The following is an 18891-nucleotide window of genomic DNA, read 5'->3' on the forward strand; positions in this document are numbered from 1 at the left end:
CGGCTGCAAAGCGGCCGCGACGGTCCATTTTTCACCGGCTTTTTGCCCCATAGCTACGGCTATGGCGCTGCAAACCCGGCGAAAACTGTCCTCGCCGGGGCCACTTTTCGCTTCGACGCCTTCTGCCGCCCAGGCTCCTAGGTGCTTTTGGGTGAAAATCGTCGCATGAGAACAAACGCTTACGTGTTGACGCCGGAACCTGGCCGCGCTGCCGTTTTCTTCATTCTTTTGTTGGTGGCGCCTGCATGACCACGGTCGTTTTTGCCGACCTCGTTGGAAGCACCAGCATGTTCGAGCGGCTCGGGGACGAAACCGCCTCGCGTTTTGTCTCGCAACTGGTGGGTGCGTTGAGCCAGGTGTTTGAGCAGCACAGCGGCCGCGTCGTCAAGCTGCTGGGCGACGGCCTGTTTGTGGTGTTTCCGCAGGAGGGCGATGCGCTCGCCGCCTGCATCAGCATCCAGAAGCGATTTCTTGACAAGCCCATACGCGCCGGCGGCAGTGGCGCCCCGGTGCAGATGCAGATGGGCATCGAATCGGGCGAGGTGGTGGAAATCGACGGCGACTGTTTTGGCGACACCGTCAACTCTGCCGCCCGACTGGCTGACCTGGCGGGCGCGGCACAAATCCTCACCACGCAAAACGTCTGGTCTGCGCTGGGGACTATGCAGCGGGCCAGCCTGCGCAGCCTCGGGCCCATGCACTTGCGCGGCCGCACGGAGGCCAGCCATGTCTACCGTGTGGAGTGGCAGACCGGGCGCGACGAAGACGCGACCATGATGGGTCGATCAATGGCGTCCAGTGTGCCGCAGGTGCTGTCGCTGGTGGCCGGAGAGCAGAGCGTGCAGATCGATGCCCGCAGCCTGGCCGTATCCATAGGACGCGGGGCCGGCGCCTCGCTGACGCTCAACGACCCGCGCGTTTCGCGCATGCATGCGACGCTCGAATGGCGCGGCGGGCAGTTTGTGCTCAGCGATGCGTCGAGTTACGGCACCTGGGTGTATTTCGGCAACCAGAGCGAAGCGGTGGTGCTGCGGCGCACCGAGTGTTACCTGGTGGGCAGCGGCCAGATCAGCGCCGGTTGCGAGCGCCAGGAAGGCAGCCCGCTGATCAGTTTTTCCTTAGGCAGCTGAAGCCTTCCAGCGCTGTCCCGCCAGGCTTGCAGGCTAGAATCGACTTTGTTTCCAGACGTATCCGGATTGCCTCTCCATGAGCCTGAACAAGCTTGGTCGTTACGACATCATCGGCGTGCTAGGCAAGGGCGCGATGGGGCTGGTGTATGAGGCGCGCGACCCGAACCTGAACCGCCGCGTTGCGATCAAGACCATCAAGGTCGAGAACCTGTCCGAGGAAGCGGCGGCCGAGTACGAAGCCCGCTTCAAGACCGAGGCCCACTCGGCAGCGCGCCTGCAGCACCCCAATATCGTCAGCGTCTACGACTCGGATCGCGACGGCGACATGGCTTTCCTGGTCATGGAGTTCATTCAGGGCGAGGACCTGAAGCACCACCTTGACGGCGGCAAGCGCTACTCGCTGGAGCAGTCGCTGGCCATGATGCGCGAGTTGCTGTCGGCGCTCGACTATGCGCACCGCCAGGCCATCGTGCACCGCGACGTCAAACCCGCCAACCTGCTGATCGAGGCCGATGGCCGGGTCAAGCTGACCGACTTCGGCGTGGCCCGCATCCAGGATTCCGGCGAGGCCACGCGCACCCAGGGTTCGATGGTCGGCACGCTCAAGTACATGTCGCCCGAGCAGGTGCAGGGCCAGCCCATCGATGCGCGGGCCGACCTGTTTGCCGTGGGCATCGTGCTGTACCAGTTGCTCACCGGCAAGCGGCCTTTTGATGGCGACACCGACTTCGCCATCATCCAGCAGATCGTCAATCACAGCCCGGCGGCGCCCAGCAGCTTCAACCACTTGCTGCCATCCGCGATTGACACGGTGGTAGCGCGTGCGTTGACCAAAAAGCGTGACCAGCGGTTTGCCACCGCGCAGGAGTTTGCCCAGGCGCTGCAGGAGGCCAGCGGCCAAGCCTCGGACCCGACCATTGTTCCCCCGGTCAGCCAGCCGGGGCGCCGCGCCGGCAATGCCACGGACACCGGCTTGCAGCGGTCGCGCGCAGGCGGCTCGACAGTGAAGATGAGCTCGTCCGGAACCGACTCCGGCTCCACCGTGACCCAGGAGCTGGAGCTGGTTTACTGGAAAGACATCAAGGACTCCGAGGACATCGAGGACCTGGAAGGGTTTCTCAATCGCTTCCCGTCGGGCATTTATGCGGACCTGGCGCGCCGGCGTTTGAAGAAGCTGTGGGGCAGCGTCGCCGAGGATTCGGGAAGCGGCACAACGGTCCTGACCGGTGAAACCGAATGGACTCGCCTGCAGACGCATCACAGCTTTGCACCTGCCGCGCCAGATGCCCGTGTTGATGCCGACGCAACGCGCCTGGCTGAGGCCGATGCGCTGCCTGCTGACGCATCGTCGACACCGGTAACGGAGCAGACACCGTCGCCCATGGCCGAACAGCCAAAGATGCTTGCACCAGCGCCGGAGCAGGAGCCGAAACCGGACCCCACGCCCGTGCCCGTGTCTGTTGCCCAGGCGCTTGCAGCACCGGTGGCAGCGGCTTTGCCGCCAGCGCCATCATCTACGCCAGTACCCACGCCAGCGCCGCGTCCTCCGTTGCCTTCTTCTGCGCCAGCCACGGCTTCCCCCGCCGCTTCCAAAATGGCGGTTTACGCCGCCGTCGCCGGTGTCGCTGTGCTGGTGATGGCTGGCCTGGCTTTCAAGTTTTTGTCGGGTCCGTCCGCGACGGGTGATGAAGCTGCGCAGGCTGCCCCTGCGGCAGGCGTCACGGCGGAGGGCCGCCCGGTGCCGGCCGCCTCAACGCTGGCCGCAGGTGTGCCATCCGGCGCCGCCTCGTCAGCGGCAGCGGCCACGCCTGCCTCGAAGCGGGTGGCGGTCAAGCCGCCTGTCGAAAAAGCCGTGGGGGCCCGTCCGGCGGTGGTCAATCCCCTTGCCGTGGAAACAACCACCCCGGCCTTGCCGCTTCAGCAGCCGACTGCGGCACAGGCCGGGTCAACCCATCCCAAACAGGCCTGTGAAAACCGCGTTCTGCTGGGCTTCCAGAGTTGCATGAACGAGCAGTGCGCCAGGCAGCGCTTCAAAAACCACCCGACCTGCGTGGAGCGCCGCGAACAGGACAAGCAGCGCCAGGAGATCCGGGACGGGCGGCAGTGAGCCGCCGCGTCTGATGGCGTCTGTCCCATTGCTATCAAAAAAGAAGCTGCTAATGACCGTCAGATAAGGGCTAGAGCGTGATTTGATGGATATTTTTTGGTCTGGCGAGGCTCCCGGTCTGGCTCTGGCGCTCTGAGCCGTCCAGGTTGCAGTTTGGCTGGCGGCGCGGCTACCGTTACCATAGTGCTCAAACATCGGGAGTTATTCATGCCTGTGGTTGTGATTGCCAATCCGAAAGGCGGCGTCGGTAAAACGACTCTGGCCACCAATGTTGCCGGTTATTTCGCCAGCCAGGGCCATGCGGTCATGCTCGGCGATGCCGACCGCCAGCAGTCGTCACGACTCTGGCTCGGCTTGCGTCCACCGGCCGCGCGACCCATCACCACCTGGGATGTCAGTGCCGACATGATTGTCAAGCCGCCCAAGGGCACGACCCATGTGGTGCTGGATACGCCCGGCGGCCTGCACGGCTGGCGTTTCAACGACGTGATCAAGCTGGCCGACAAAGTCATCGTGCCTTTGCAGCCCAGCGTGTTTGATATTTTTGCCACCCGGACCTTTCTCGACCAGTTGGCTGAACACCGCAATGCCGGCAAGGTGCAGGTCGGCATTGTCGGCATGCGGGTCGATTCGCGCACCATTGCCGCCGACAAGCTGCGCAGCTTTGTCGACGGCCTGGGCCTGCCGGTGCTCGGTTATGTGCGTGACACGCAGAACTACATCCATCTGGCAGCGCGCGGGCTGACGCTGTTCGATGTGGCGCCGGGACGGGTGGAAAAAGACCTGGAGCAATGGGCCGGCATCTGCCGCTGGCTGGACCGGTGAGCCAGCGCGCCTGATGTCGCTGGCTGGACAAGCCGGCCGCCAGGCGGGCGTTACAGTCGGCGCATGAAAACCTTCCAGACTCTTTCCGAACTGGCGGCCTGTGTTGGCCAGGAAGTCGCTGTCAGCGACTGGCTGACCATTAGCCAGGCCCAGGTCAATCTGTTTGCCGAAGCCACCGGCGACCACCAGTGGATTCATGTGGACCCTGAAAAAGCCAAAGCCGGGCCTTTCGGCGCGCCGATTGCGCACGGTTTTCTGACCTTGTCGCTGCTGCCTAAATTTTTCGAGTCTTCGTTCGAGATCGTGCAAAGCCGCATGGGCGTGAACTACGGACTCAACAAGGTGCGCTTCACCGCGCCGGTACCGGTGGGCAGCCGTCTGCGTGCGCGCATGAAGCTGCTGAGCTGCGAGACCATAGCCGACAACGGTGTGCAGATGGCTTGGGAGGTGACCGTCGAGCGCGAGGGCGCGGCCAAGCCGGTTTGCATCGCCGAATCGCTGGTCAGGCGCTATGCCTGACTCTGTCTGACGGACTCCGGTATTGGAGTGAGCTGGTGGGAAGGCACCCAACCCTCAAACGCGTCAAGCAAATTGTTGGTTCGCCGGGTTGCTTCAGCCTGGTCATGCACCCGCGCGATGCACTGGTGCAAGTCGCTGCGCAACAGCCAGAGTTCAGACGGCGTGGCGGCGACATTGATCCTGTAGATGACGCGTTGGGCACCCATGTCTGTGCAGTCCATCAGCGCCGCATGCAGCCGCTCGCGAAGTTGTTCAAGACTGAGGCGGTCCGGTGCGGCAGTCTGCTGCCTGGCAAAAAAGGTCATAACCATGATCGGTAGGTTCGCCCGCAATCTTGTGAATGGCGGAGGACTTGAAAACATGCGCTGAAGAAGGCGGATCGCGCCTGTTGCACATGGGTAACCCACGATTATCGGGTTTACCCTTGCCAAAGGTAGGTGGATGAATCTAAAACAGCCAGCTCTCAGGTTGGGCGTCGCCGAAGTGGCTGCGGCCCCTTCTCGCCATTCAATGGCCTTGCCTTTTGCATGTTGCCGCCATTAAAAAACCCGCCAGGGCCAGGCCCAGGCGGGTTATGTCGGGCGCCGCGCCCTTGGCGGCTGGCTGTCCGTCCGATCAAGCGCGGCCGGGAGCTGGGTTGAACATCGGGTCGGCATTGCCCTGCGAAGACTGCACATGCACGGCGTTGCGGCTGCGCTCGCTGGCCACCGATGCCGAGAAAACGGACATGCCGCCGTCGACTTGGTTGCTGGCATTCACCGGGCCTTTTTGGACATTGGCTGCTTCTGCACGCACTTCAGCACGAGTCAGGGTGCTGACAAAGGTGCTTTTCTGTTCTGGCGCATTGTCGGCACCAGCGGCGAAAGCATTGACGGAAGCCAGGCTGGCAACGGCGATCAGGGCGGAAGTGAAAAATTTCGTGTTCATGATGAAAATCCTTAAAAAGTTAATAAGACATTCCGGGCATGACGGGAAAGTTTTTCCCCGTCTGACCATCCTCGGTGAGTCGCTAATGGGTGTCGGCTCATCGATGGAGTGAACTTTAAAACGCTTAAGACCAATTTAAAACTACTTAGTTATCAATTAACCATTTCAGTTATTGAAATAATAAAGAAGTAAGAATACAATTTGTTTCATGGATAGATTGCAGTCAATGAAGGTTTTTCAACGCGTCATCGACGAGGGCGGCTTCGCGGCGGCCGCCCGCGCGCTGGACATGTCGCCAGCGGGAGTCACGCGTATGGTGGCGGCGCTGGAGGACCATCTGGGTGTGCGGCTGCTACAGCGCACCACACGCAAGCTGTCGCTGACCGATGCGGGCGAGGCCTACCTGATGCGGGTGCGCACTATTCTTTACGAGGTCGAGGACGCCGAGTCGGCGGCGGCGGCACACACGCGCGAGCTGCAGGGCACGCTGCATGTGCTGGCGACGCCGGTGCTGGCCTCGTATTTCCTGTCGCCGCGCATCGCGACCTGGCATACGCGCCATCCCAAGGTGCTGTTAGATCTGACCATCGACCCTTTTCCGCAGCCGCGTATCGAGGAGTTTGATGTCACTTTCCTGGTGGTGGACGAGGGTTTTGATGCCGACATCGTGGCCCGCCCGTTGGCGACAACCGACTGGATTGTTTGCGCGTCACCCGACTACCTGAAGCGCGCCGGTACACCGGCCACGCCGCAAGCGCTTCGCGAGCACACCTATTTGAAGTTCCAGTGGCCGCAAAACTCCGGCCACTACGGCCGGCAAGCCCGCCTGCATCCGCTGGCCGGTGGCGAGGCGGTGGAGGTGGATGTCAAACCGGCACTGCAAACCACCAGTTTTGATGTGTTGCTGCGCGCCGCGCTGGACGGCGCGGGCATCACTTTTTTGTCGCGCATGCTGGTTGCGCCGCATCTGGCGCGTGGCACCTTGGTGCAGGTGCTGCCGGAGTGGATTTTCGGCCGTTTCACGATTTACGCGGCCTTGCCAACGCGCAAGTTCATGCCGGCGCGAACTCGGGTTTTTCTGGACTTTCTGGCTGAATTCGGGCCGCAGACCACGCTGGGGCGTTGAAATATCTTAAGGACTGACGCCAAAATCGTTTTGTCGCCAGGCCTCGAACACGGTCACGGCCACGGCATTCGATAAATTCAGGCTGCGTTGCCCTTCCAGCATGGGCAGCTTCAGGCGCTGCGCGGACGGGAAAGTGTCGCGCAGTTCCGGGGCCAATCCCCGTGTTTCCGAGCCAAACACCAGCCAGTCACCGGGCGCAAAAGTCGCGTCATGCACTCGCCGGGTGCCGCGCGTGGTCAGCGCAAACAACCGCTGCGGATCGGGTTGTTCGGCCGTCAGAAAGGCGGCCCAGTCGGCATGGCGGGTCAGTTCGGCGTACTCGTGGTAATCCAGCCCGGCGCGCCGCATGTGTTTGTCGTCCATCGAAAAGCCCAGGGGTTCGACCAGGTGCAGCCGGCAGCCGGTGTTGGCGGCCAGGCGGATCACATTGCCGGTGTTGGGCGGTATTTCGGGCTCGACCAGAACAATGTTGAACATGGCCCGATTGTCGCCGCACGTGCGTGGGGCGCTGTGCGAGGCGCTCTCCCCTTCAAACCAGGGCCGCGGGTCCGGCTCTGCCGGCCCGCAGGCGCAGTGCCCCCTCGGGGGCAGAGAGCTACACGCAGTGAGCGAACGTGGGGGCTTTTATTCTGTCCGGGCGAAGACCATCGCACTGACAGCGGCTGCACCGGCCTCACGCAAGGCCTCAGCGGCGGCGAACAGCGAGGCGCCGCTGGTCATCACGTCATCGACCAGCAGCACGCTGCGGCCTTGCATGGCCTGCACGCGCAGCGGGTCGACAACAAACGCCCCCCTGACGTTGCGCAGACGGGCTTCGCGCTTGAGCTGGGCTTGTGGCGGCGTGTTTCTGATGCGCAGCAACAGCCTGGCGTCGGCACGTGCTGCCGTGCCGCTCTGTTGTGCCAGCGCTTTAGCCAATTCCCAGGCCTGGTTGAATCCGCGTGACTGCAGCCGTTGGTCCGACAGCGGCAGCGGGACCAGCCAGTCGTCCGATTGCAGGCTCTCCAGGGCCGCGCGCACGCCGGGTACTTGCAGCAGCAGGCTGGCAAACACGGCGGCCCAGGCCGGGTCGCCGCCGAATTTGTAGCGGGCCACCAGGTCCGACCACGGGTAGGCGTAAGGCATTGCTGCAAAACAGGCGTTTAGCGGCGGCGGCTGGCGCAGACAGGCCGCGCACTGCAGCGAAGGCGAACCGCGGCCGCCTGACAAATCCGCAGGCAGGGCCAGCGCGCAGGTGCCGCATCGCGTCAGCACTTGCCCAAACCGCGCCACGCAAGGTGCACACACGCGCCGCGCCGGCCAGCTATGGCAGACAGCACATTGGCTGGCCAGCGTGTGCAACAAGGTGGCCGGGTTGGGCAGGGGCAGCAACATCGTGTCAATATACTCGGCGCTTCTTCTCCCGTTTCGTCTCCCGCTCCATTGATGCCCACCCAACGCCCCCCTACCGTCGACCCGATAGCCGCAGAGCGCTGGCAGCGGGTGGCACCGCTTGTTTCACCTTGGCTGCATGAAGAAGTGGCTCGGCGCATGTTGGATCGGTTGCAGTGGATCAAGCTGCAACCCAAAGCCTGGATCCATTGGGGTGCGGTTCGCGGTGGGTTGCAAGGGCATCGCCAGCTTGCTGGCAGGTATCCGGATTCAGCATGTTTTATGCATGAAGCCCATCAGGGACGGGTACAAGCAGCTATCAAAAGCATAGCTAAACCATGGTGGCATCCGAGGCGCTGGGTGGGGCCTGCCGTGCGCGTCGAGGCGCCGCTGGCCGCCGTGGACATGCTCTGGGCCAACATGGCACTGCACGAGGCGGCCGACCCGCAGGCGTTGCTGGGGCAGTGGCACCAGTCGCTTGAAGTGGGCGGCTTTCTGATGTTTTCATGCCTGGGCCCGGACACCGTGCGCGAATTGCGTGTCATGTATGAGGCCTTGGGCTGGCCGCCGGCTGGTCATGAGCTGACCGACATGCACGACTGGGGCGACATGCTGGTGCAGACCGGCTTTGCCGAGCCGGTGATGGACATGGAGCGCATCACGCTGACTTACGAAACGCCCGAGCGCCTGCTGCAGGAACTGCGCGAGCTCGGCCGCAACTTTCATCCGCTGCGGTTTGCGGCCCTGCGCGGTCGGGCTTGGAAAGCGCGCTTGTTGCAGGTTCTGGCGCAGCAGTTGCCGCGCCAGGCCGACGGCCGGCTCGCGCTGACCTTCGAAATTATTTACGGGCACGCGCTGAAAGCACAGCCACGGGTCAAGGTCAGCCCCTTGAGCGCAGTCTCGGTCACCGACATGCGGGCCATGTTGCAGGGTTCGCGTGGCATTTAGTTGTCCCCGAGGGGCTCTGCTTGCTGGCGACGGCCGTGCGCGGCGCACGCCTTGGAAGCCGGCCGGGTTGGGGGCCGCGCAGCGGCTTTGCACGAGGTAAACCCGGCTACAATCCAGATACGAATTTTGGATATGTTCCCACGCACCACGCGGCCGAAAGTGTTTGATCGGCAGCAATTTTTCGAGTCTTGCCTCGTGTCGAACGTCTCCCCGACATCTCGTTTCTCCGCAGCATCTGGTCAAGGTGGTCAGGGGCCGCAGGCGGTTCAGTGGCGCGTCCCGAATTGGCCGGCGCTGGCTCGGGAAATCCGGCGAGCACTGCGTGGGTGTTAAGACCAAGTTGAAAGCAGCGCATCAGGGCAAGTGCGTCGCCGAGGGGCGCCATGGCTAACTTTATAATCAGCCGCTTAATCTGTCGGTAATTGAGGCAATAAAAGTGATCACGATGAACGTACGTACTACGATAGGGCCAGGAATGAAGCACGCAGGTGAAGTTTTCAAGTCCCTGGCTCTGCAGGCCAATCGCAAGCTGGCCGCAGCGATGGCCTTGATGGCCGCCTGGTTCAGCACGGCGGCCTATGCGGTCAACGACCTGCCCGGCGGCCCGGCCGTCAACCAGCTCAATTTGCATCCCGCAGTGACCAAAATTGCCGAAGAACAGCAGTGGCTGCACTGGTTCATGATGATCATTTGCCTGGTGATTTTCCTGGCGGTGTTCGGTGTGATGTTTTATTCGATCTGGAAGCACCGCAAGTCGGTCGGCCACAAGTCGGCCAATTTCCACGAGTCCACCACGGTCGAAATCATCTGGACCATTGTTCCGTTTGTCATCGTGATTTTGATGGCCCTGCCAGCCACCAAGGTGCTGGTGGCTTCCAAGGACACGACCGGCGCCGATCTGACCATCAAGGCCACCGGCATGCAGTGGAAGTGGGGTTACGACTACCTCAAGGGTGAAGGCGAAGGCATCGGTTTTATCTCGACCCTGGACAGCACGCATCGCGAAATCTCCAACAACGGCGGCCCGAAAAAAGGCGAAGAGCTCGACAACTACCTGCTGAAAGTGGACAACCCCCTGGTGGTGCCGGTTGACCGCAAGATTCGCATTATCACCACGGCCAACGACGTGATCCACGCCTGGATGGTGCCGGCCTTCGGCGTGAAGCAGGATGCGATTCCCGGTTTTGTTCGCGATACCTGGTTCCGTGCCGAAAAAATCGGCGACTACTACGGCCAGTGCGCCGAGCTGTGCGGCAAGGAACACGCTTACATGCCGATTCACGTCAAGGTGGTGTCGGGTGAGGACTATGCCAAGTGGGTTGACGTGAAGGTCAAGGAAGCCGCCGCCAAGGCCGACGATCCTTCCAAGGTCTGGGCCTTGCCCGAGCTGAAGGCGCGTGGCGAAAAGGTCTACGCTGCCAATTGCGCTGCCTGTCACCAGGCCACCGGCAAAGGTGCGGGTCCGATCAAGGCGCTCGACGGTTCGGCCATCGTGCTCGACAAGGACCATGGCAAACAGATCCAGGTCCTGCTCAACGGCGCTGCCGGCGGTGCCATGCCGGCGTGGAAGGCGCTGAGCGATACCGACCTGGCCGCAGTGGCGACCTACACCAAGAACAACTGGTCCAACCAGACCGGCGAGCTGGTGCAGCCTGCTGAAGTGCTGGCCGCCCGCAAGTAACACACAAGCCACAAGACCCCATCGTCTCCCGTCGGCTGACAGACAGATGTAGCCGCAGACAAGCCACCAAAGGAAGCCAAGATGAGTGCAGTTCTAGACCATCACGATCACGCGCATGATGACCATGCCCATGCCCCGAAAGGCTGGCGTCGCTGGGTCTATGCGACCAACCACAAAGACATTGGAACGCTGTACCTGCTGTTCAGTTTTTTCATGCTGATGTTTGGCGGTGTGCTGGCGCTGGGTATTCGGGCCGAGTTGTTCCAGCCCGGCCTGCAGCTAGTGAACCCCGAGCTGTTCAACCAGCTCACCACCATGCATGGCCTGATCATGGTGTTCGGCGCCATCATGCCGGCCTTTGTCGGTTTTGCAAACTGGATGATCCCGCTGCAAATCGGCGCCCCTGACATGGCGTTTGCCCGCATGAACAACTTCAGCTTCTGGCTGCTGATTCCGGCCGGCCTGATGCTTGCCGGTTCTTTCTTCATGCCCGGCGGCGCGCCGGCTGCCGGCTGGACGCTGTATGCGCCGCTGACACTGCAGATGGGGCCGTCGATGGATGCCGGTATTTTTGCGCTGCACATCCTGGGCGCGTCATCCATCATGGGTTCGATCAACATCATCGTGACCATCCTGAACATGCGCGCGCCTGGCATGACCTTGATGAAGATGCCGATGTTCTGCTGGACCTGGTTGATCACCGCTTACCTGCTGATCGCGGTGATGCCGGTGCTGGCCGGTGCCATCACCATGACGCTGACGGACCGCCATTTCGGCACCAGCTTCTTCAACCCCGCTGGCGGCGGCGACCCGGTGATGTACCAGCACATCTTCTGGTTCTTCGGTCACCCTGAGGTTTACATCATGATTCTGCCGGCCTTCGGCATCATCAGCCAGATCATCCCGGCCTTCGCCCGCAAGCGCCTGTTTGGCTACGCCTCCATGGTGTACGCCACCGGCTCCATTGCCATCTTGAGCTTTGTCGTCTGGGCGCATCACATGTTCACCACCGGCATGCCGGTGACCGGTCAGTTGTTTTTCATGTATTCCACCATGTTGATTGCGGTGCCGACCGGTGTCAAAATCTTCAACTGGATCGCAACCATGTGGAAGGGCTCGATGACTTTCGAGACCCCCATGCTGTTTTCCGTTGGTTTCATCTTCGTGTTCACCATGGGCGGCTTCACCGGCCTGATCCTGGCGATTGCACCGATTGATATCCAGTTGCAGGACACCTACTACGTGGTGGCCCATTTTCACTATGTACTGGTGGCCGGCTCCCTGTATGCGTTGTTTGCCGGCTACTACTACTGGTCGCCCAAGTGGACCGGCGTGATGTACAACGAGACACGCGGCAAGATCCATTTCTGGTGGACGCTAATTTCCTTCAATATCACCTTCTTCCCGATGCACTTCCTGGGCCTGGCCGGCATGCCGCGCCGTTATGCCGACTACCCGATGCAGTTCGCCGATTTCAACGCGATTGCCAGCGTGGGTGCTTTCTTCTTCGGCATTGCGCAGGTTTACTTCTTCCTGTTCATCGTGTTGCCGACGATGAGGGGCAAGGGCGAGAAAGCACCGCAGCGTCCCTGGAACGATCCGGACGGCGCCGGCGCCGAAGGCCTGGAGTGGGAAGTTCCCTCGCCCGCACCTTTCCACACTTTCGAGACGCCTCCCCGCCTGGACGCTACCGCGACCAAGGTAATCGGTTAATCGTCTGCCGAGCAGAACAACAGCACGCCATGACACCTGAACAGAAAAAAACCAACCTGCGGCTGGGCCTGACCCTGGCTTCCATTGCGGTCGTGTTTTTTCTCGGCTTCATGGCCAAGCTTGTATTCTTCGGCCGGGGTTGAGCCATGGGCCTGAAGCGTGAAAATTTCCGGATGGTGGGCAAGCTGGGCGTGATCGTGGTCGGCATGTTTGCCTTCGGCTATGCACTGGTGCCTATTTACAAAGCCATTTGCGAGGTGACCGGCATCAATATCCTGGCACTGGGCGACCGGCAGATTCCCGGTGCGACCTCGAAGCTGGCGGCCAACACGCAGGTCGATACCGGCCGCAGCATCACCGTCGAGTTTGATGCCAACGTGCGCGGCCCCTGGCTGTTCAAGCCGGCAACCCGTTCGATCCAGGTGCATCCCGGCGAGCTGGTGACGGTCATGTATGAATTTCAGAACGTGCAGAACCGCACCATGTCGGCGCAAGCGATTCCCAGTTATGCGCCTATGCAGGCCGGTGCGCACTTCAACAAGCTCGAGTGCTTTTGCTTCACGCAATACACACTGGCGCCGGGCGAGAAAAAGCAGTGGCCGGTGGCCTTTGTGATTGACCCCAAGCTGTCCAAAGACGTGACCACCATCACGCTGTCCTATACTTTCTTCGAAGTCGGTGGCAAGACGCCGCCGGCGCCTGTGGCCGCTGTTTCCGTGCGGGAGCCGGGCGCGTGAGCACACGCCCGGTCACCCACCGCAAGGGATCGATCTGGCGCACCATTCAGGCGGTCAGTTGGTCGTTTGTCGGCCTGCGCGCGCGCGGCGACTATGAGAAAGACGTGGAGCAGCTCAACCCGGTGCACATCGTCATCGTGGCGCTGGTCGGCGTGCTGGTGTTTGTCGGTAGCCTGATTCTTCTGGCTACCTGGGTGGTGGGCAAGTAGCCGCAAGGCGCGCCACGTCGTTCTCAAATAACGAATTCAAGAATTTAGCGAAACAGGAGTTGGAAATGTCTTCAGCAGCACATACAAGCACACCGTATTACTTTGTTCCGGCGCCCTCGGCCTACCCGGTGATGACGGCTGTCGGCCTGTTTTTCGTCGTCCTGGGCGCAGGCCAGTGGATCAACGGCTCCGGCTGGGGCGCGTACTCGCTGGCCTTCGGCATGGTTTGGTGGCTCACCGTGCTGTTCTTCTGGTTTCGCGCCGCAGCGCGTGAAAGCGAAGGCGGCCTGTACGGCCACAAGATTGAGCTGTCCTACCGCTGGAGCATGAGCTGGTTCATCTTCTCGGAAGTGATGTTCTTCGGCGCCTTCTTCACGGCGCTGTGGTGGGCGCGCTCCCACTCGCTGCCAGCGCTGGGCAGCCTGGAAAACGCGCTGCTCTGGCCTGACTTCAAGGCTGTCTGGCCCAGCGACGCTGTTGGCGTGACCGGTTCGCCCGCCGACATCATTGAGCCTTTCTCGACCATGGGCCCGTTCTGGCTGCCGACCATCAATACCGCGTTGCTGCTGACATCGGGTGTGACGCTGACCATTGCCCACCACGCGCTGCGTGAAAACCACCGTGGCAAGACCATCGCCTGGATGTGGGCTACCGTGCTGCTGGGCATCATCTTCCTGTGCGTGCAGGGCTACGAGTATTTCCATGCCTACAGTGATCTCAACCTGAAACTGACTTCCGGCGTTTACGGCTCGACCTTTTTCATGCTGACCGGTTTTCACGGCTTCCATGTGTTTGTTGGCATGCTGATGCTGCTGTTCATCACCTTGCGCCTGCAAAGCGGCCACTTCACCGCCGACCGCCACTTCGGTTTCGAAGGCGCGGCCTGGTACTGGCACTTTGTGGACGTGGTGTGGTTGGGCCTGTACATCCTTGTGTACTGGATGTGACGCCCACGCCGCGTTGTGAATATAGGTCGCTGAGGCGGCCTTTTCCTTTTTACTTGCCCGCCGGAATTCCGGTGGGCTGGATATAACCCATCTTCCAGGCGATCAGGATGCAGACAAAAAGCAGGATGGAAAAGCCGACACGAAAGGCCAGCGCGCGCGCCATGTTGCTGGTTTTCGCCTTGCCGCCCGTGCCGTCCTTCAGCATGAAAAACAGGGCGGAAGCCAGGCTCGCGAGGATGGCCAAAAATGCAAGTGCGACAAGGTAATTCATGAACCGGATTATCCGCGCATGAGCCCCCGCCTGCTCCAGCCGCGTTTTGTGGTGCTGACCCTGGCGGCCGTGCTGATGGTGGCCCTGACCTTCTCGCTGGGCCAGTGGCAATTGCGCCGCGCCGCGCAGAAAGAAGCGCTGCAGGCCGCGATTGATGAACAAAAAAGACTTCCAACCCTTGATGGGCGGGCGCTGCTAGCTACTGAAAACATAGCAAATATGATGCACCGCGAGGCTGTGCTGCGGGGAAGTTGGCTGGCCGCGCACACGGTTTACCTGGACAACCGCCCTATGGACGGCAAGTCGGGTTTTGGGGTGGTGACGCCGCTGCTGCTGGCCGACAGCCAGCAGGCTGTCTTGGTACAACGCGGCTGGGTGCCGCGCGACTTCACCGACCGCACGCGTTTACCGGAAGTCAGCACGCCCGAAGGTGTGGTCAGCGTCTCTGGCCGCATGGCCCCGCCGCCGTCCAAGCTTTATGAGTTTGAAGGGGCAGCGCAGGGCCGTATCCGGCAAAATCTTGATCTGACGGCCTTCAGCGCCGAAACCGGTATGCCCTTGCTACCGGTTTCGCTGCTGCAGACCGGAGCAGCCAGCGAGGGCCTGCTGCGCAACTGGGCGGCGCCCAACACCGGTGTGGACAAGCACTACGGTTATGCCTTCCAGTGGTTTGCGCTGTGCGCGCTGCTGGTGGGCCTGTATGTCTGGTTTCAGCTGCTTCTTCCGCGCCGCAGGCGCACGGTTCCTCTCTCTGTTCCTGATAGCGATTCAACGTGACACCTTCCCAGCCTCCCTCCTCCGTGCCCGCCGGCCGTGACCAGCCGTTGGACCTGACCGTGCACAGCTTGCCTCAGGCCGATGCGGCCGCTGCCATTGCGCGCCCCGACACGCGCGCCGGCCGCTGGAAAATGTTGGCTGTGCTGCTGGTCTGCGCGGCGCCGGTGATCGCCTCCTACTTCACCTATTACGTGATCCGTCCGGAGGGTCGGCGCAACTATGGTGAGTTGATCGACCCGCAAAGGCCGCTGCCGGCCCTGGTAGCCGAGGCGACCGACGGCAAGCGCATCGAATTGCCCGAACTCAAGGGCCAGTGGCTGCTGCTCAGCGTGGCCGGCGGCGCCTGCGATGCGGTGTGCCAGCAGCACCTGTATTTCCAGCGTCAACTGCGCGAGTCGCTGGGCCGCGAGAAAGACCGGCTGGACCGCGTCTGGCTGGTCAGCGACCAGGCGGCGATCCCGGATGCGCTGAACTCCGCGCTGCAGGGTGCCACTGTGCTGCGCGTGACTGGCCTGGCGCAATGGCTGCAGCCCGCTGCCGGCCAGAAACTTGCGGATCACCTGTATGTGGTGGACCCGATCGGGAACTGGATGATGCGTTTCCCGGCCAACATGGACGCAGCCGGCGCGGCGCAGGCCAAGCGCGATCTCGAACGCCTGCTGCGGGCGTCCGCTTCGTGGGACAAGGAAGGGCGCTAGAGCCCCGACCTTGATGGACACGCAAGAGCTTTACAACCTGAGCCCGGCACTGCGCATGATGGGCATGGGCCTGGTGCTGGCACTGGGGCCGTTGGCCTGGGTCTGGCTGCGCAACAAGAACCAGCCGATGGCGCGGCGCCTGCGCGTGCTGACGCTGCTCACGCTGTTCCTGACCTTTGACCTGGTGCTGTTCGGCGCCTTCACGCGGCTGACCGATTCTGGCCTCGGCTGCCCGGACTGGCCGGGCTGTTACGGCCATGCCAGCCCGGTGGGTGCCAGCCAGCCCATCAGCGCGGCGCAGGCGGCCATGCCCAGCGGGCCGGTGACCCATTCCAAGGCCTGGATAGAAATGATTCACCGCTACCTGGCCACCAGTGTTGGCGTGTTGATCCTGACGTTGGCTGTGGCCACCTGGCTAAGCCGCCGCAAAGGGCGGCGGAACGCAGGCATTTTGTCGGCCTGGTGGCCCATGGCTACCCTGGTCTGGGTCTGTATCCAGGGCGCTTTCGGCGCCCTGACGGTCACGATGAAACTGTTCCCGCTGATCGTGACCCTGCACCTTCTGGGCGGGCTGATCCTGCTGGCGCTGCTGCAGGCCCAAGCCGTGCGTTACGCGCAGGCGCATGACGCCGCGCGGCCAGTGCTTTTGCCAAAGGGCGTCTGGCTGTTGCTGACCGCAACCTTTGTGCTGCTGTGGCTGCAGATTGCGCTGGGGGGCTGGGTCAGCACCAACTATGCGGTGCTGGCTTGCAATGAGTTTCCGGCCTGCCAGGGCAGCTTCTGGCCCGCCATGAATTTCCGCGAAGGCTTCACCTTCTGGCGCGCGCTGGGCGCCGGCCTTGATGGAGACAACATCAGCTTCCAGGCCCTGACCGCCATCCACTACGTGCACCGGCTCGCCGCTTATGTCGTGTTTGCCGCGTTGCTGGCGCTGGCCTGGCAGTTGCGACGGATTCCCGCGATGCGTTCTTATGGCACATGGACAGGCGGGCTGGCACTGTGGCAGTTTGCCACCGGCCTGAGCAATGTGGTGCTGGGCTGGCCGCTGGTTGCGGCGGTGTCGCACACCGGCGGCGCAGCGGCCCTGGTGGTGGTGTTGACCGGGGCTCTTTTTTCGAGTCGGCGCGGCCCGGACACGGCAACTGCTGCAAAATTGAGGGCTCCCTCCTTATGAACCCCTCAGACTCCGCCGCTGCCGCAGCGATCCCCGCATTTGTGCCGTCGAAGTTCGCGCAGTTCTACGCGCTGACCAAGCCGCGCGTGGTGCAGCTCATCGTGTTCTGCGCGCTGATCGGCATGGTGCTGGCCGTGCCCGGCGTGCCGGGCTGGGCCGAGATCAAATTGGCCCTGATCGCCTGCGCCGGCATCTGGCTGGTGGCCGGGGCCGCTGCGGCCTTCAATTGCCTGGTCGAGCAGCAGATCGACGCGAAGATGAAACGCACGGCCTGGCGCGCCACCGCGCAGGGGCAGATCAGCAACCCGCTGACGCTGGCGTTTTCCAGCCTGCTGTGTGCCGCCGGCTCCGTGATTTTGTATGTCTGGGTCAATCCGCTGACCATGTGGCTGACCTTTGCCACCTTTGTCGGTTACGCCGTGGTCTACACCGTGATCCTGAAACCGCTGACACCGCAAAATATCGTGATCGGTGGCGCTTCGGGCGCCATGCCGCCGGTGTTGGGCTGGGCCGCGATGACCGGCAGCGTGGCGCCCGAAGCGTTGATCCTGTTCCTGATCATCTTCCTGTGGACACCGCCCCATTTCTGGGCGCTGGCGCTGTACCGCGTGGAGGACTACCGCAAGTCCGGCCTGCCGATGCTGCCGGTGACCCACGGCAACGAATTCACGCGCCTGCAGGTGTTTCTCTACACGCTGGTGCTGTTTGCCGCCTGTCTGATGCCTTTTGTCTTCAAGATGAGCGGTTGGCTCTACCTGGTGGTGGCCATCGTGCTGAGTTTTGGCTTTAGCTGGTACGGCTTTCGGTTGTGGCGCAACTACTCCGACGCGCTGGCGCGCAAGACCTTCCGCTTTTCGCTGATCCACCTGTCTGTATTATTTGCGGCGCTGCTGCTGGACCACTACCTCGTATGAGCCTGACACCGACTTCTTCCGAAAAACGAAACGCTATTAAATTAATAGCTGGTGGCGCTTTGTGGACAGGGGCTACGGGCCTTTTTGGCTTGATGGCCGGCTGTACCGACGCCAAACCGCAGTTCGCCAGCATCGACATCACCGGCGCCGATTACGCGAAAGACTTCGCGTTGACCGACCACAACGGTCAGGTGCGCAGCATCAAGGACTTCGCCGGCAAGGTGGTGGTAGTTTTCTTTGGCTTCACGCAGTGCCCGGATGTTTGCCCGACCTCCATGGCCGAGCTGGCCGAGATCAAAAAGATGCTGGGCGCCGACGGCGAACGCCTGCAGGGCCTGTTCGTCTCGCTGGACCCGGAGCGCGACACGCCCGAGGTGCTCAAGGCCTACATGGCGAACTTCGACCCCGGCTTTCTCGCACTGCGCCCGGACCTCGACAAACTGCCGCAGGTGGCGAAAGACTTCAAGATTTTCTACAAAAAGGTCGCTGGCAAGACGCCAGGCAGCTACACGCTGGACCATTCGGCCGGCAGTTATGTGTTCGACCCGCAGGGCCGGGTGCGCTTGTATAGCCGCTACGGCAGCGGCGCGCCGGCACTGGCGGCCGACGTCAAGCTGCTGCTCAAGGGCAACTAGTACTTCAACTCATAAATAACGATACAAATATACAATGACGACACTTTCACTACTTATGAGGAGTGCACGTCATGCGACAAACCGAACTGAACCTCTTACCTGACGACCGCGTGACGCTCGAAGCGATTCGCGCCAAGGGCATGCATTCGGCGCGCGCGGTCAATCGAGCGCACGTCCTGCTG

Annotated in this window: 22 protein-coding genes; 17 read left to right on the forward strand and 5 right to left on the reverse strand. The window is 62.1% G+C overall.

Translation table 11 applies throughout. The features are described from left to right. Positions 1 to 245 precede the first annotated feature (245 nt). The 4 genes from Q8O29_RS09200 (at position 246) to Q8O29_RS09215 (ending at position 4581) form a co-directional block, all read left to right on the forward strand. Positions 246 to 1130: an adenylate/guanylate cyclase domain-containing protein gene (locus Q8O29_RS09200; protein ID WP_305562049.1), complete on the forward strand. Its 885-nt coding sequence runs from the start codon at positions 246 to 248 to the stop codon at positions 1128 to 1130. 76 nt (positions 1131 to 1206) lie between these two features. Beyond that, positions 1207 to 3237, forward strand: coding sequence for a serine/threonine-protein kinase (locus Q8O29_RS09205; protein WP_305562051.1), 2031 nt, complete (start codon positions 1207 to 1209; stop codon positions 3235 to 3237). 207 nt (positions 3238 to 3444) lie between these two features. Beyond that, positions 3445 to 4062, forward strand: a complete 618-nt coding sequence (locus Q8O29_RS09210) for a ParA family protein (protein ID WP_305562053.1) — start codon at positions 3445 to 3447, stop codon at positions 4060 to 4062. Between the two features lie 63 nt (positions 4063 to 4125). Then, a complete protein-coding gene (locus Q8O29_RS09215; protein ID WP_305562055.1) occupies positions 4126 to 4581 on the forward strand; it encodes a MaoC family dehydratase in 456 nt (151 codons plus the stop codon). Here the strand turns inward: Q8O29_RS09215 and Q8O29_RS09220 are convergent. Further along, positions 4572 to 4892, reverse strand: a complete 321-nt coding sequence (locus tag Q8O29_RS09220) for a hypothetical protein (protein WP_305562057.1) — start codon at positions 4890 to 4892, stop codon at positions 4572 to 4574. The two genes, Q8O29_RS09215 and Q8O29_RS09220, sit on opposite strands and share 10 nt — an antisense overlap. 304 nt (positions 4893 to 5196) lie before the next feature. Further along, positions 5197 to 5508, reverse strand: coding sequence for a DUF4148 domain-containing protein (locus Q8O29_RS09225; protein ID WP_305562059.1), 312 nt, complete (start codon positions 5506 to 5508; stop codon positions 5197 to 5199). A 226-nt stretch (positions 5509 to 5734) separates the two neighbouring features. On the opposite strand from Q8O29_RS09225, the gene Q8O29_RS09230 reads away from it, so the two are divergent. Beyond that, positions 5735 to 6634, forward strand: a complete 900-nt coding sequence (locus Q8O29_RS09230; protein ID WP_371134188.1) for a LysR family transcriptional regulator — start codon at positions 5735 to 5737, stop codon at positions 6632 to 6634. A 6-nt stretch (positions 6635 to 6640) separates the two neighbouring features. On the opposite strand, the gene trmL is transcribed toward Q8O29_RS09230, so the two are convergent. Beyond that, positions 6641 to 7111 carry a tRNA (uridine(34)/cytosine(34)/5-carboxymethylaminomethyluridine(34)-2'-O)-methyltransferase TrmL gene (gene trmL / locus Q8O29_RS09235; RefSeq protein WP_305562063.1) on the reverse strand — a complete coding sequence of 157 codons (471 nt, stop codon included), beginning with the start codon at positions 7109 to 7111 and terminating at the stop codon, positions 6641 to 6643. 147 nt (positions 7112 to 7258) lie between these two features. Beyond that, complete coding sequence (locus Q8O29_RS09240) at positions 7259 to 8008, reverse strand: ComF family protein (protein WP_305562065.1); 750 nt, start codon at positions 8006 to 8008, stop codon at positions 7259 to 7261. Positions 8009 to 8059: 51 nt separating this feature from the next. Here Q8O29_RS09240 and Q8O29_RS09245 point away from each other — a divergent pair, with 51 nt between their 5' ends. From Q8O29_RS09245 to Q8O29_RS09275, 7 genes are all read left to right on the forward strand, one after another. After that, a complete protein-coding gene (locus Q8O29_RS09245) occupies positions 8060 to 8953 on the forward strand; it encodes a biotin synthase (protein ID WP_305562067.1) in 894 nt (297 codons plus the stop codon). 541 nt (positions 8954 to 9494) lie between these two features. Next, on the forward strand, positions 9495 to 10634 hold the full coding sequence (gene coxB, locus Q8O29_RS09250; protein ID WP_305562085.1) for a cytochrome c oxidase subunit II: 1140 nt from the start codon (positions 9495 to 9497) through the stop codon (positions 10632 to 10634). Positions 10635 to 10715: 81 nt separating this feature from the next. Beyond that, positions 10716 to 12347, forward strand: coding sequence for a cytochrome c oxidase subunit I (ctaD, locus tag Q8O29_RS09255; protein ID WP_305562068.1), 1632 nt, complete (start codon positions 10716 to 10718; stop codon positions 12345 to 12347). A gap of 29 nt (positions 12348 to 12376) precedes the next feature. After that, complete coding sequence (locus Q8O29_RS09260) at positions 12377 to 12490, forward strand: cytochrome oxidase small assembly protein (protein WP_305562070.1); 114 nt, start codon at positions 12377 to 12379, stop codon at positions 12488 to 12490. A 3-nt stretch (positions 12491 to 12493) separates the two neighbouring features. After that, on the forward strand, positions 12494 to 13084 hold the full coding sequence (locus Q8O29_RS09265) for a cytochrome c oxidase assembly protein (RefSeq protein WP_305562072.1): 591 nt from the start codon (positions 12494 to 12496) through the stop codon (positions 13082 to 13084). Further along, positions 13081 to 13293, forward strand: coding sequence for a DUF2970 domain-containing protein (locus Q8O29_RS09270; protein WP_305562074.1), 213 nt, complete (start codon positions 13081 to 13083; stop codon positions 13291 to 13293). The genes Q8O29_RS09265 and Q8O29_RS09270 overlap by 4 nt, the downstream gene beginning before the upstream one ends. Positions 13294 to 13358: 65 nt before the next feature. Further along, positions 13359 to 14240 carry a cytochrome c oxidase subunit 3 gene (locus Q8O29_RS09275; protein WP_305562076.1) on the forward strand — a complete coding sequence of 294 codons (882 nt, stop codon included), beginning with the start codon at positions 13359 to 13361 and terminating at the stop codon, positions 14238 to 14240. A gap of 49 nt (positions 14241 to 14289) precedes the next feature. Here the strand turns inward: Q8O29_RS09275 and Q8O29_RS09280 are convergent, their stop codons facing one another. Further along, positions 14290 to 14511 carry a twin transmembrane helix small protein gene (locus Q8O29_RS09280; protein ID WP_305562078.1) on the reverse strand — a complete coding sequence of 74 codons (222 nt, stop codon included), beginning with the start codon at positions 14509 to 14511 and terminating at the stop codon, positions 14290 to 14292. Positions 14512 to 14529: 18 nt separating this feature from the next. Between Q8O29_RS09280 and Q8O29_RS09285 the strand changes: the two genes are divergently transcribed. From Q8O29_RS09285 to Q8O29_RS09305, 5 genes are read left to right on the forward strand one after another with little or no spacing between them, the layout of a single operon-like run. Next, positions 14530 to 15288: an SURF1 family protein gene (locus Q8O29_RS09285; protein WP_305562080.1), complete on the forward strand. Its 759-nt coding sequence runs from the start codon at positions 14530 to 14532 to the stop codon at positions 15286 to 15288. Between the two features lie 23 nt (positions 15289 to 15311). Next, positions 15312 to 15986, forward strand: coding sequence for a hypothetical protein (locus tag Q8O29_RS09290; protein ID WP_305562087.1), 675 nt, complete (start codon positions 15312 to 15314; stop codon positions 15984 to 15986). A 13-nt stretch (positions 15987 to 15999) separates the two neighbouring features. Beyond that, positions 16000 to 17160, forward strand: coding sequence for a heme A synthase (locus Q8O29_RS09295; protein WP_305562089.1), 1161 nt, complete (start codon positions 16000 to 16002; stop codon positions 17158 to 17160). Continuing rightward, a complete protein-coding gene (gene cyoE, locus Q8O29_RS09300) occupies positions 17157 to 18074 on the forward strand; it encodes a heme o synthase (RefSeq protein WP_305562081.1) in 918 nt (305 codons plus the stop codon). Before Q8O29_RS09295 ends, cyoE begins: the two co-directional genes overlap by 4 nt. Beyond that, positions 18071 to 18709, forward strand: a complete 639-nt coding sequence (locus Q8O29_RS09305; RefSeq protein ID WP_305562083.1) for an SCO family protein — start codon at positions 18071 to 18073, stop codon at positions 18707 to 18709. The genes cyoE and Q8O29_RS09305 overlap by 4 nt, the downstream gene beginning before the upstream one ends. The last annotated feature ends 182 nt before the right edge of the window (positions 18710 to 18891 follow it).

Source organism: Polaromonas sp. (genome assembly GCF_030689685.1).
In the GTDB taxonomy this organism is placed as follows: Bacteria; Pseudomonadota; Gammaproteobacteria; order Burkholderiales; family Burkholderiaceae_C; genus Polaromonas.

What these genes read in the sequence shown, in the direction of transcription:
- Q8O29_RS09210 (WP_305562053.1), top strand. Translation starts at nt 3,445, where the DNA reads ATGCCTGTGGTTGTGATTGCCAATCCGAAAGGCGGCGTCGGTAAAACG.
- trmL (WP_305562063.1), bottom strand. Translation starts at nt 7,111, where the DNA reads ATGTTCAACATTGTTCTGGTCGAGCCCGAAATACCGCCCAACACCGGC.
- Q8O29_RS09220 (WP_305562057.1), bottom strand. Translation starts at nt 4,892, where the DNA reads ATGGTTATGACCTTTTTTGCCAGGCAGCAGACTGCCGCACCGGACCGC.
- Q8O29_RS09205 (WP_305562051.1), top strand. Translation starts at nt 1,207, where the DNA reads ATGAGCCTGAACAAGCTTGGTCGTTACGACATCATCGGCGTGCTAGGC.
- Q8O29_RS09230 (WP_371134188.1), top strand. Translation starts at nt 5,735, where the DNA reads ATGAAGGTTTTTCAACGCGTCATCGACGAGGGCGGCTTCGCGGCGGCC.
- ctaD (WP_305562068.1), top strand. Translation starts at nt 10,716, where the DNA reads ATGAGTGCAGTTCTAGACCATCACGATCACGCGCATGATGACCATGCC.
- coxB (WP_305562085.1), top strand. Translation starts at nt 9,495, where the DNA reads ATGGCCTTGATGGCCGCCTGGTTCAGCACGGCGGCCTATGCGGTCAAC.
- Q8O29_RS09305 (WP_305562083.1), top strand. Translation starts at nt 18,071, where the DNA reads ATGAGCCTGACACCGACTTCTTCCGAAAAACGAAACGCTATTAAATTA.
- Q8O29_RS09200 (WP_305562049.1), top strand. Translation starts at nt 246, where the DNA reads ATGACCACGGTCGTTTTTGCCGACCTCGTTGGAAGCACCAGCATGTTC.
- Q8O29_RS09215 (WP_305562055.1), top strand. Translation starts at nt 4,126, where the DNA reads ATGAAAACCTTCCAGACTCTTTCCGAACTGGCGGCCTGTGTTGGCCAG.
- Q8O29_RS09295 (WP_305562089.1), top strand. Translation starts at nt 16,000, where the DNA reads ATGGACACGCAAGAGCTTTACAACCTGAGCCCGGCACTGCGCATGATG.
- Q8O29_RS09265 (WP_305562072.1), top strand. Translation starts at nt 12,494, where the DNA reads ATGGGCCTGAAGCGTGAAAATTTCCGGATGGTGGGCAAGCTGGGCGTG.
- Q8O29_RS09225 (WP_305562059.1), bottom strand. Translation starts at nt 5,508, where the DNA reads ATGAACACGAAATTTTTCACTTCCGCCCTGATCGCCGTTGCCAGCCTG.
- Q8O29_RS09260 (WP_305562070.1), top strand. Translation starts at nt 12,377, where the DNA reads ATGACACCTGAACAGAAAAAAACCAACCTGCGGCTGGGCCTGACCCTG.
- Q8O29_RS09245 (WP_305562067.1), top strand. Translation starts at nt 8,060, where the DNA reads ATGCCCACCCAACGCCCCCCTACCGTCGACCCGATAGCCGCAGAGCGC.
- Q8O29_RS09285 (WP_305562080.1), top strand. Translation starts at nt 14,530, where the DNA reads ATGAGCCCCCGCCTGCTCCAGCCGCGTTTTGTGGTGCTGACCCTGGCG.
- Q8O29_RS09275 (WP_305562076.1), top strand. Translation starts at nt 13,359, where the DNA reads ATGTCTTCAGCAGCACATACAAGCACACCGTATTACTTTGTTCCGGCG.
- cyoE (WP_305562081.1), top strand. Translation starts at nt 17,157, where the DNA reads ATGAACCCCTCAGACTCCGCCGCTGCCGCAGCGATCCCCGCATTTGTG.
- Q8O29_RS09240 (WP_305562065.1), bottom strand. Translation starts at nt 8,008, where the DNA reads ATGTTGCTGCCCCTGCCCAACCCGGCCACCTTGTTGCACACGCTGGCC.
- Q8O29_RS09280 (WP_305562078.1), bottom strand. Translation starts at nt 14,511, where the DNA reads ATGAATTACCTTGTCGCACTTGCATTTTTGGCCATCCTCGCGAGCCTG.